Origin of the sequence: Paraburkholderia solitsugae (assembly GCF_013177695.1) — a bacterium.
GTDB classification, from domain to species: Bacteria; Pseudomonadota; Gammaproteobacteria; order Burkholderiales; family Burkholderiaceae; genus Paraburkholderia; species Paraburkholderia solitsugae.
This window is the reverse complement of record NZ_WOEY01000071.1, coordinates 1-10546: the sequence shown is the minus strand read 5'-3', so window position 1 is coordinate 10546 and position 10546 is coordinate 1. Positions and strand designations below refer to the sequence as shown.

The following is a 10546-nucleotide window of genomic DNA, read 5'->3' as shown; positions in this document are numbered from 1 at the left end:
TCCGGGCCGAAGCCTGCCGGAGGCCGCATTGATCCTGACGGTTTCTGTCAGATGACTGGCGCACCAATCTGCGCCGCGAGATTGATCATTCTCGCGGCCTCCAGCTCGTCGGACGTCCCCCGCGGTACATCGCAAACGGCAAGGAACGACCGACCGCTATCTGGCATTGCCACTATCGGGCCAACGGGCATAGCCTACGGCTGGGTGTTCGGTTTGGCTGCGCTTAGCTTTTCGAAGTCTTGAGCGGAAATGCCACGTCCTTTATAGAGGAACGCCGTCAAGTCCCAGATCGTCTGGTCGTCTTGCGTCTTGCCGAACGCGGGCATCGCGGTCATTTTCACGCCGTTTTTGATCACCCAAAACATCATCTGAGGATTGTTGCGGCGTGTTGCGCTTAGCAATTCCGGCGCAATCGGAAGGATGCCCTGACCAATCGGGCTCAGCGGTTGTCCCGGTGCGCCGTGACACGCCGCGCAGGTGCCCCGGTAGAGACGGGCGCCGGCTTCGACGTTGGCGACGGTCATCAGATCGGTCGGCACCTGGATGCCGGCCGCATGGCGGTGCAGTGACTGCATGTATGTCTTATGCAGCGCCCAGGCGACAAGTGGGTTGTGTCCGGATGCGGCCGACACATCGTACAGGCCCGAATACATAAAGCCGAATCCGGCCGCCACGACCGCAACAACGGCTGCAACGAAAGCGCTCAGCGTGGAATGACGGACAAGAAAAGAGGAGTCTTTAGCTATGCTCATGTTTGATCACCTGCTGGAAGCGATATAACTGTCGGCTTGAATCTCGAATGAGATGCATGCAAACAGGATGGCCTTTACTTTTACGGATATGCCGTGAAACAAGCGGCGGTTTCAGGCTGCGCAGTTCGCCTTCACGTGCAGGTACTGGCATGCGACGGGCGTCCAGGACGACGTTCGCACGCCGGCCCGAGGTGTCCCTGTTCCTGATTGAATCGGACGAGTATTCGCACAACCGCCGGTAGTAAGCGCGACGAGAACGATCGCAAGGCAAAGCGGGGCTTTCATGGAAATCCAGATATTCGTTAAGAGGGAATCGTCTGCGGCAAGCAGGCCCGGCGATACCGGTCCCTTTTACGTGGGACGTGAACGGTCGTGCGGTCAAGATGTACACGCGCGCTCCATCCGCCATTGCGAAAGGCATGGCGATCGGACTGCACTTGAACGCGCCTTGTTGGCGTCGAGACCGTGCAGTCATTATTGGATCGGGTAAATGACGGCACTCTTGCTCGCTGATTACAGATTCGTCATTGACCGGTAACTACAGGACCTTCGGCAGCGCTCGATTTTGGACAAAATGCGCTGGCCGTTTAAATCCGGAAGCTGCATTTGCGGCCACACTAGCCGCGTATAGAACTTCAACAGGAATTTAGTCGGGACTGTGCCGCATAAACGTGACGCCCGGCTGTCTCTTACCGGCGGGCAAGCTGTCGGTCGCGGATTTCGGTCGACCGGCTCTTGTGGGGCGCCTCCTGCCGCTCGAGCAACTCGTTAAAGTCAAAGTTCAGAATCGCTCCCCGGAGAGACCCTCGTTCAAATGAAAAAGCCAGTCTCGTCAAATGCGGACCGGCTTCCTTGTGCCCACGAGACGGGTGTACTGCGCCTAGTATGGCCTGTGTAGCAGCGTCTAGGGCCGCATCGACCCGTCGCGCCGCGTAGGTGCGAAACTGGGGCTTGGACTATCCGACCGACGTCCTTGCGGGCGCGGCGATCGGGGTTTTCATCGCCTATATTGCGACTCGGGACACCGTTAGAGCGCGACTTGCAGTGCCGATACTGCGGTGGATTTATAGATTCCCTGGTTTCGGTTATGCGTTGGCGTTTGTATTGTGTTTTGAACTGGTGACACAGTTCGATCAGATGCTACTGCGTTGGCAGTCGGGGTTAAACGCGCTGCAAGAGAACGCCTGGCGGTTTTGTCGACTTGATCCCCGGGGTTTCGCTCTCGCGTACCCGCGGCGTCTGGCGAACTCGCTCCGATCGTCGAATCGGTTTGCCCGTCTGACACCAGTCGTGAACGCTTCAAACGGCAGCCGTCGGCGTGGAGAATTCTGACAAGGCGATGTTGGTGCTCCCGAAAGCGGCGAAAGCGGACGACGCCTGGCGTCTTGCGTCGGCCGACGCGCACTTAGGCTTGCGCTCTGTGACCGATCTCATTCAACTTGGCTTTTCCGACGAAGTGGCTGTACGCATGTCGGATTGCTTTTGCCGGTCCCGGCCCTCGCGCCAATCACCGCGCAATCTGTTGCCAGCGCAGTATCTGTTGCGTGCCACCCGCGGGAATGACCCACGTGCCTGTTGGGCTGAAGTGCCAAGTCGGTCGGAAGCTCGCAGCCGTGCAAAAAGGCGTGCGGTTGTGCATCAGATTCGCAGCCGCACCCCGTGGACGGCCACGTGCGATAGCGCACACACGCTCTTCAAATGCTCAGACATTCGGCTGAAAAATGCCTAAATTTCTGACTGACACCGGTTCGCCCGATATTAGAAGGATAAGAAATTTCAGTCGGCGCGGATCGTCTGTCGAACAAATCCTGACTGACTCCATTCAAGGGATGCGCCGATGGTTGAAACCTTCGGAATGCCCCTGGCGGCCATCCCGTGTCAAATGATTTTAGGACATCACTCATGGTCACGAAACGAATCTTTGCCGCATTCCTTGCCGCAGTGCTGATCGCTACGATTGCGCCAGAATGTCAGGCGCAGTACATGACTGACTGGATAGCGAATACGTTTGGGACTAACGCAACTCATGTAGGCAACGCTGCCCGTTCCATGTGGGTTGCGCCTGAAGGGGTCATCTACACATCGTCCCTGTGGGATGAAAACGAAGGTGGAGTTGCGATATACCAGAATGGACAAAGTATCGGTTCTATCGGCGCTCATAGCGATTTTCAGGGCAGTGCGATCACAGGCAATTCTACTGATCTCTTCGTTGCGCTTCAGTTCAACGCAGCCTTCGGCAGTGGTAGTGTCGGAAGATATGGTCGAAGCACACATGCCCGTGACCTTCTCATCCCCGTCAGCGCGGACACCACCGAACGGCATGCCGATGTAGTGACGGGTCTGGCAACGGCGGGAACGCTTCTTTACGCCAGCGACTTTCCAGGTAATCGGGTCCGCGTCTTCACTACTGACGGGGTCTGGCAACGGGATATTGCAGTCCCAAGCCCCGGTGCGCTCGCCCTCGACGGGGCAGGAAACATCTGGATTGCGGAGAAACTCGCAAACAGAGTGCTTGGATTCCGACCGAACGGAACTCCGCTGCCGAAGATTCAGATGCCAGTCGGCTCAAGACCGTCGTCCCTATACTTCGACCCAACTACCGGTAACATGATGGTAGGTGACGAAGGTCCTGACATGAACATCAAGGCCTATAGCTTAGTTGGTGTTCCGTCGCTAGTCAGCACGTTCGGTATTAAGGGCGGCTATCTCGACACAACGACCGGGATCAAGGGTCAGGTCGGGGCCAAGCGTTTCACCGCCGTCACTGGCATCGGCAAGGACTCCTTTGGCAATCTGTACGTGCTCAATAACCCGTGGGGCGGAACATGGGATCTTGGTCGCACTGGCGGCACGGACATTCACTCCTACGACAACTCAGGCAACCTGCAATGGAAGCTTCAGTCTCTCAACTTCGAGGGGATCGCCGCTCCGGAGCCGGGTACTGACGGTGCCTACTTCTACGGCGGCGACAACATCTACACTGGCTCCGCTGGAGGAACCTTCGTAGCGAACACCGTCGATCCAATTGACTATCCATCCGATCCACGAATCAACATCAACGACCCGGAACGCGGTGAGCAGTTCGGTCAAGTCGCCACCGTCGGCGCAAACCGGATCCTTGTGGCGGCCGGCCAGAATCCCGATACGTTCTACTTCTTCCACTTCAACGCTGCGAATGGCTACATCGCCATACCGGACGCCACGATTCCGGGTACAGCGTTTAATACGACGGCAAGGATCCGCGATGGATTCTGCCTTGACGGCAAAGGAGACGTCTGGGCCGGTTTGGACAAGACGAATGCCATCTGGCACTATCCGCTGACCGGGTTTGATGCCAACGGCAAGCCGGCATGGGGAGCTGGAATTTCAACGCCCATTCCGGGCACTATCACACCATTGACGCGAATCATCTACCTGCCTGACCGCGACACCATGATCCTGGCGCAAGGAATTGTCGGGAGTACAGATTGGACGTCGATCGGAACGAGGGTCGAGGTGTATCACGGCTGGCTCGCAGGCAACACCACCGCTCCCAATCCAGTGATCAACATCACCAGCGCCAATCCCAAGTCGATCACGGCAGCTGGCAACTATCTCTTCGTCGGATACGTACACACCGTGCCCAACATCGACGCCTTCAATCTCTCCACAGGCAGCCTGGACATCACGTTGATCAACAGCAATCCCAATACCGTGTACGTCGGCAATGACGTGGATTCGATGTACGGCCTTAGATCGTACCTTCGATCGACCGGGGAGTACGTGGTCACGAAGGACGACTACAACGGCTCCAGCATCGTTGTTTATCGTTGGACTCCCAGCTCAACCGCCGGGTCCGTCCAGAAACTGCTCGTTTCGCCTTTGAAATAAATGGATGAGTGGTGACGATGTCGCGGGTCAAACTGGACGCCCTTCGCGTTCCAGCGGTTCCCCTGAACTCAACGATTCTTCTGAGTGATGAGTAGCCCCGGGGATTTTCACCCCGGGGCTACTCACCATTAGGGTCGGCAGGAACGACGCATCCGGCGGGAGCCGGCCAGATGGAGCCATTCGGCCAATGCCCGCGATCGTCCCTTCATAGGGGGACAGGGGACGCACATCGCGGACGGGATCGTCTATCTCGCCGCAATGTCATATGCGACGCGGTTCACGGCATTAGTCGCTGGCGGTGGCGCGAGAGAACGAATTCTGGAACTCCCGTCCAGTCTTGTACAAGTGGCCTAGTGGCACTAACCTGACCACCATGCACCGGCGCGAATCGCGTCGATCCGATGTCGTGTTGCGGCAGGGTAACCCCTGTGGATGGGTGACATGGAACAAGACGAATTCAGTGTCTTTGAGCGTCAGGGCTGGGAAACGGTCGCACAACCGTATCACTCGTATTTTGGCGAACTGACGATGCAGTCCAATGATGCGCTGCTCGATGCGCTTGAGGTACGTGCCAGCGTCCAGCTTCTTGATGTCGCGTCGGGGCCCGGCTATCTTGCTGCTGCTGCGGCGCGTCGTGGCGCCGATGTCGTCGGCGTCGATTTCGCGGACGCGATGGTTCAGCAAGCGCGACGCATTTTTCCCGACCTCGCATTCCGGTCCGGCAGTGCCGAAGATCTGCCTTTTCCGGATATGAGTTTTGACGCGGTCGGTATCAGCTTCGGAATGCTGCATTTCTCTCGTCCCGAGGCCGCGCTCGCCGAAGCGTTTCGGGTGCTGCGCCCGGGCGGCAGAATCGCGTTTACCGTTTGGGCGCCTCCGGACCAGACCGTTGGATTTGGGATGGTGCTCAAGGCCATTGAGAAGTACGGCCGCATGGATGTCCAACTACCTCCCGGGCCTCCGTTCTTCCGCTTCAGCGACTCGCACGAATCGGAGCGTGCGCTGCTTGATGCGGGCTTCGTTGAGCCCCGCATCAAGGAAGTCAGTCAGACTTTGCGTATCCGCGCGCCCGAAACGCCTTTCGACGTTCTGATGCGCGGCGGTGTGCGCGTCGCGGCGATCTTGAAAGCGCAGTCACCGGAGGCGCTGGCTTCGATCCAGAAAGCTGTGTCCGACGATGCGGCAACGTATACGGATGACGGCGAGGTGCGAGTCCCGATGCCGTGTGTGCTCGCGTCTGCGAGAAAGCCCTGAATGGTCGGCAGCAGTAAGTTGGGCCCCCGTAGCCTCGCTCCTGCCCGATAACGGCGCGCAGCGGTGTCGGCCTTTGGTGCAACGAAAGGAAAACGCGTGGATCGACGTCGTACAGACCAGCGTTCTGGTGGCACCTTGGTGGTCGACCTGAGCTCGCTGCGGATTGCTTTCCAAACGATCTCTCTTGGCGACAGTTCCAGTGCCGCGTGCGGCCAACGTTCCTTTCATCCGCGTGCCTGGAAGTAACGCGCCAAAAATGTCTACATTGCATGATAAGCAGGCTGGCGCGCTCTTCCAGCTCGTTCGAAAAAAGCCAGGAAGAGTGGCAATGACCACCGTCTCGTCTCGACGCCTGAGCGGACGGTGACGGCTTCCTGGCGGCTGATCGGAGCGGGTCGGTTAGGGCCGGTACGCATCGTGCCGCCACCGCGGCTGCGGGCACGCCATGACAACTCTCCTCGCGAATAAAGAAGCAACGGTCCACTCCAGAGAACTTGCGAGAGAAGCCAGGTGAACGCTGCGAGTGCGTCGATGGGCGATCAGCATTGTCTCCGGCAGGTTCTCAACGACTGCAACGCATAGCCGAACGTGCACCCGATAGCGCCGTAAGGGCACTCACTCCTCGCATTTCACGTCCTGCTTTCGCACGACGATAATCACCGGGTATGTCCCGTGTTCGAGTTCCACGCGCGCGACTACAGCCATCGTCTCGCTGTCGACGTCGTCGTACACGCTGACTTTTTCATGCCGAAGGCTTGTGACACCGGTACAGCCAGACGCGCGACCCTCGTCGGAGACCTTGCATTGGATCGGGTTGTCCGCAAGGTAGCGATATCTGTCCCTGTCGGGCGTTGCAAGGTATTCACGAAAGCTCTGTGCCGCTCCACCGATGCCGGTGACATACCCAATGGCGCACTCCAGTTTGGGTGTGTCGCTGCCCCCGGATGTTTGGGCTATAGCGGCCGTGCTCGCGGCAGCGATGAGCACCGCGAGTGTCGATGCAAGAAGATATCTCATGGCGCACATCACCGTTGTCAGATCGAAGTGCTGGATTGTAATGGCATCTTGCGCAAGGCGTCTGAAAGCGAAGAACGGTTGCTATTGCCAGATTCGACGCGCTGTTCAGGGGCGGCGCAATGACAGCGCTCCGGGCCTTTAAAGGACATTGTGCTATCGGCGGCGCGAGCGTCCACGCGACTGAATTCCGGGTTGCGTGTCCACGGCGGTGAGGAGATGCTGACGGCCCTCGTCAAGAATTTCATCCGCGAGCGCCGGGTCAACGTCTGCCACTGCACGCGAAAGCAGCAGCGTACCGACCATCTGGCTGAACAGGGTGATCGCCTTCCCGCGGCTGCCTTCGCTGATCCCCTCCGTCTCTTCGATGACCCTGGCGAATTCCTGGAGGTTCGCCGCAAGACCTTCCACGTAAGCGCCGCGCGCCACGTCGCCAAGCCGCCGGGCATCGCCTACAAAACCCGACAGGGGGCACCCCGCCTCGATATTCGCGCGATGCTCGGGTGAGAGGTACCACTCGATCCGTTGCCTGACCGGGTTGGCGTCAGCTGACCTGGCGTTTTCGATGAGGGAGGCATAAGTCTCCCCACCATCGTCCATCGCCTTTTCGATCACGGCGGCGACCAGTGCATCTTTTGATTTGAAGTGGTTGTAGAAACCACCCTGCGTAAAGCCCGCCGCCTTCATCAGCTCGGCGAGCCCGACCGCATCGACGCCGCGCTCGCGAAACAGCTTCTCGGCGGCGGCCACGATCGCGTGCCGGTTTTCAACCGCCTGTTGCCTGGAAACACCCACACCCCCTCCCTTCGGCCGGCATCGGCCCAATCAGATCCATCGAAAAATACAATGTCGATCACCATTGACATTGGCAGGGCGTCCGCCCACAATCCACTTCAATGACAATGTTATTCACCATTGTCTTAAGTATAGCCTTCTTTACCTGAACGTCCAGGCCGCAGAGGGCACAACGGTTATCTGACGCCTGACCGCGTCGTCACCTGAATCTTTAAAGAGGGCCTCACCATGACGAAGACAACTCCTGAACAGAACAGGGCGTTCGTGCTGGAAGCATTCGACACCCTGTTCAACAAGCGCGACTACGTTGCAGCCGAGCGCTTCTGGTCCGACCGTTACATTCAGCATAGCGCCCACATTGCGCCGGGACGCGACGGCCTGTTCGACCTGGTTCGCACGCTGCCTGACACCGCGCGGTATGAGAACCATCTGATCGTGGCCGACGGTGATTATGTCATCGCCCATGGCCGCTTCTCTGGGATCGGCAGGCCCGCTGCGTGGATTGCAGCCGACGTCATCCGCTTTGAAGACGGCAAGCTCGCCGAGCACTGGGACGTCCTTCAGGACGAAGCGACCCGGGCCGAATCGGTGAGCGGCCTGCCGATGTTCGGCGACCGGTTCCCCGCCTGACCACGCAAACCCCATCTACAGCAACTTCAACAGGAAACGATCATGAAACTCACCGGAAACACGATCTTCATCACGGGCGGCGGTTCGGGCATTGGCCGCGGACTGGCCGAAGCGCTTCACCAGCGCGGCAACAAAGTCATCATCAGCGGCCGCCGGCGCAGCCATCTCGACGAGGTGGTGGCGGCGAATCCCGGTATGGCGGCAATCGAGCTCGACATTGCCGACCCGGTCAGCATCGAGAAAGTAGCGGCGCAACTGATCGCGGACTATCCCGACCTCAACGTGCTGATCAACAACGCCGGGATCATGCAGCCTGACCAGGCGGGTGGCCACATTGACGACGCGCTGCTGGTGTCCACCATCACAACCAACCTGATGGGGCCGATCCGTATGACGTCGGCGCTGATCGATCACCTCAAGACCCGGAACGATGCTGTCGTCGCCTATACCAGCTCGGTCCTGGCTTTCGTGCCGCTGGCTGCGACTGCCGTGTACTCGTCGACCAAGGCGGCCTTGCATTCGTACGTGCTGTCGCAACGCTTCATGCTGCGCGACACGAAGGTTCGCGTACTCGAGATCGCCCCGCCCTGGGTGCGCACGGACCTCATGAACAGCCGCGAGGCCGAACAGGCGATGCCGCTTGACGCGTTCATCGACGAAACGATCGCTGTCCTCGGAACCAATGCAGACGAGATTCTGGTTGAAGGTGCGAAGCTGTTCCGCGGCAACCCGGGGCCCGGTGAACACGAACTGGTCAACGGTTTCAATGCACAGATGGCGGAAGTGTTTGGAGGGTGATTCGCTGCTTGCCGGATATGTGATACAGGCGACCTCTGAGCAGAACAGGGCGCTTGCGATGGAAGCGTTCGACATCCTTGTCCCACGAGTGGGGACTACGTTGATGCCGAGCGCTTCTCGTATTTGGCCTGAGTGGTTTGCTGTGGCGTGACGACCATTCCAGGCATTTGTTCCGGATTACTTTCTACACTCCGCGAATGGCCGCTTCGGCGTGAATCCTCCGATTGCGCGAAAGCCGAATAGCCCGAGGAAATCGTCACAGTGGGCGCTGTCGGCACATCTTCGAATTCAAGTCAACGAACTAACACGTTGAAAGAACGTGCAATTTCTGACCGAATACTTTCCGCACCTTACCGATGGCCGAGATGAAAGGGGAATCGCCCCCTTACCAGGCATTTGGAAGTGTTGCCATCACTTACTCTGAGTGCTCAACGCGTAAGGAGATCAAGCATCATGAGCATACAAAGTGTAAGTGGTTCGCAAACCAACACGAACCTGCTGTCTGTCGGCACCACTCGCCGCTCGACCGGCGGCGGCTGCGAAGCGGCGTCGTCCTCGTCGTCTTCGTCGACCAGCTCGACGGACTCAAACCCGCTGTTGTCGGCACTCGAGGCGGCGTTGTCAGCACTGGGGATTGGCAGCACGTCGTCGGCCACGGCGACCTCGGGTACGTCGAGCACGACGGCTTCTTCGAGTTCGTCCAGCGCGGCAACCTCTTCCACCGCCTCCACGAGCGATGCGTCGTCAACAAGTTCGGTCTCCGGAGCGCTGCAGGCCTTTCTCGGGGCGCTATTTCAGACACTAGGGTCGCTTCAGCAACCGGGCAATAGTGACGGCTCCACGTCTAACAGCACGAGCGGCTCGACGAACTCGATCGCGACTTCTTCCTATGGGGATATTGGCGGGGCGCTGAATGCGCTCGCACAGGAACTCGGGTCTGTCAGCACGACGAGTTCGAGTGGTGCGTCCAGTACCTCGGATGCAAGTAGCAATGCTTCTTCGTCTTCTTCGCAGACCTCGACGCTGCAGACGGATTTTCAGGCTCTGTTGGGCTCACTTGGCGATAGCAACTCGGGTACGTCGTTGCAGTCGTTTGTGCAGACGCTCGCGGATAACCTCAAAGGAAACTCGCATATGCAAACGGTTGGAAGCTTAGTGTCGACCACGGCTTAAGGTAACGAAAGTACAGGTGGTTGTTTCGTCCTTCCTGATGACGCCATCGGGAAGGACGGAGGCCGAACTCAGGGCGTGAAGCGGTCGTTCGCAATCCTTTCATTTTTTGTCGGGACCTTTTCAACAGGCTGCTAGTCTTACTGTGTCAATAAATTTCGATACCTGGTAGTATGAACTAATGGAGACTACGGGCGATCGCAATGACAGAGGATATCGACGAGTTTGACGCGTATCTCAACCATCTGGCACAAGAGTTAGGG

8 protein-coding genes are annotated in these 10546 nt (G+C 58.4%); 5 read left to right on the top strand and 3 right to left on the bottom strand.

Annotation, left to right across the window (positions count from 1 at the left end; genetic code table 11):
- Nucleotides 1-194: 194 nt before the first annotated feature.
- Complete coding sequence (locus tag GNZ12_RS18500) at nt 195-752, bottom strand: c-type cytochrome (RefSeq protein WP_172312289.1); 558 nt, start codon at nt 750-752, stop codon at nt 195-197.
- 1902 nt (nt 753-2654) lie between these two features.
- Between GNZ12_RS18500 and GNZ12_RS18495 the strand changes: the two genes are divergently transcribed.
- Both GNZ12_RS18495 and GNZ12_RS18490 read left to right on the top strand, forming a co-directional pair.
- The gene (locus GNZ12_RS18495) at nt 2655-4622 is read left to right on the top strand and encodes an NHL repeat-containing protein (protein ID WP_172312287.1); all 1968 of its coding nucleotides are present in this window, start codon (nt 2655-2657) and stop codon (nt 4620-4622) included.
- A 441-nt stretch (nt 4623-5063) separates the two neighbouring features.
- Nucleotides 5064-5876 carry a class I SAM-dependent methyltransferase gene (locus GNZ12_RS18490; RefSeq protein ID WP_172312285.1) on the top strand — a complete coding sequence of 271 codons (813 nt, stop codon included), beginning with the start codon at nt 5064-5066 and terminating at the stop codon, nt 5874-5876.
- Nucleotides 5877-6491: 615 nt separating this feature from the next.
- Here the strand turns inward: GNZ12_RS18490 and GNZ12_RS18485 are convergent.
- Together GNZ12_RS18485 and GNZ12_RS18480 are read right to left on the bottom strand one after the other, a co-directional pair.
- Nucleotides 6492-6893 (bottom strand): hypothetical protein, encoded by a 402-nt coding sequence (locus GNZ12_RS18485; RefSeq protein ID WP_172312283.1) that lies wholly within the window; start codon nt 6891-6893, stop codon nt 6492-6494.
- A gap of 153 nt (nt 6894-7046) precedes the next feature.
- The gene (locus tag GNZ12_RS18480) at nt 7047-7685 is read right to left on the bottom strand and encodes a TetR/AcrR family transcriptional regulator (RefSeq protein ID WP_172312281.1); all 639 of its coding nucleotides are present in this window, start codon (nt 7683-7685) and stop codon (nt 7047-7049) included.
- A 228-nt stretch (nt 7686-7913) separates the two neighbouring features.
- On the opposite strand from GNZ12_RS18480, the gene GNZ12_RS18475 reads away from it, so the two are divergent.
- The 3 genes from GNZ12_RS18475 (at nt 7914) to GNZ12_RS18465 (ending at nt 10286) form a co-directional block, all read left to right on the top strand.
- The gene (locus GNZ12_RS18475) at nt 7914-8315 is read left to right on the top strand and encodes a nuclear transport factor 2 family protein (protein WP_172312279.1); all 402 of its coding nucleotides are present in this window, start codon (nt 7914-7916) and stop codon (nt 8313-8315) included.
- A 42-nt stretch (nt 8316-8357) separates the two neighbouring features.
- Nucleotides 8358-9113, top strand: a complete 756-nt coding sequence (locus GNZ12_RS18470) for an SDR family oxidoreductase (RefSeq protein WP_172312277.1) — start codon at nt 8358-8360, stop codon at nt 9111-9113.
- Between the two features lie 453 nt (nt 9114-9566).
- Complete coding sequence (locus GNZ12_RS18465; RefSeq protein ID WP_172312275.1) at nt 9567-10286, top strand: hypothetical protein; 720 nt, start codon at nt 9567-9569, stop codon at nt 10284-10286.
- Nucleotides 10287-10546: the final 260 nt, after the last annotated feature.

Bases quoted from the DNA above. Each gene is read 5' to 3' on its own strand.
- GNZ12_RS18490 (WP_172312285.1), top strand. From the start codon at position 5,064: ATGGAACAAGACGAATTCAGTGTCTTTGAGCGTCAGGGCTGGGAAACG.
- GNZ12_RS18465 (WP_172312275.1), top strand. From the start codon at position 9,567: ATGAGCATACAAAGTGTAAGTGGTTCGCAAACCAACACGAACCTGCTG.
- GNZ12_RS18500 (WP_172312289.1), bottom strand. From the start codon at position 752: ATGAGCATAGCTAAAGACTCCTCTTTTCTTGTCCGTCATTCCACGCTG.
- GNZ12_RS18485 (WP_172312283.1), bottom strand. From the start codon at position 6,893: ATGAGATATCTTCTTGCATCGACACTCGCGGTGCTCATCGCTGCCGCG.
- GNZ12_RS18475 (WP_172312279.1), top strand. From the start codon at position 7,914: ATGACGAAGACAACTCCTGAACAGAACAGGGCGTTCGTGCTGGAAGCA.
- GNZ12_RS18495 (WP_172312287.1), top strand. From the start codon at position 2,655: ATGGTCACGAAACGAATCTTTGCCGCATTCCTTGCCGCAGTGCTGATC.
- GNZ12_RS18470 (WP_172312277.1), top strand. From the start codon at position 8,358: ATGAAACTCACCGGAAACACGATCTTCATCACGGGCGGCGGTTCGGGC.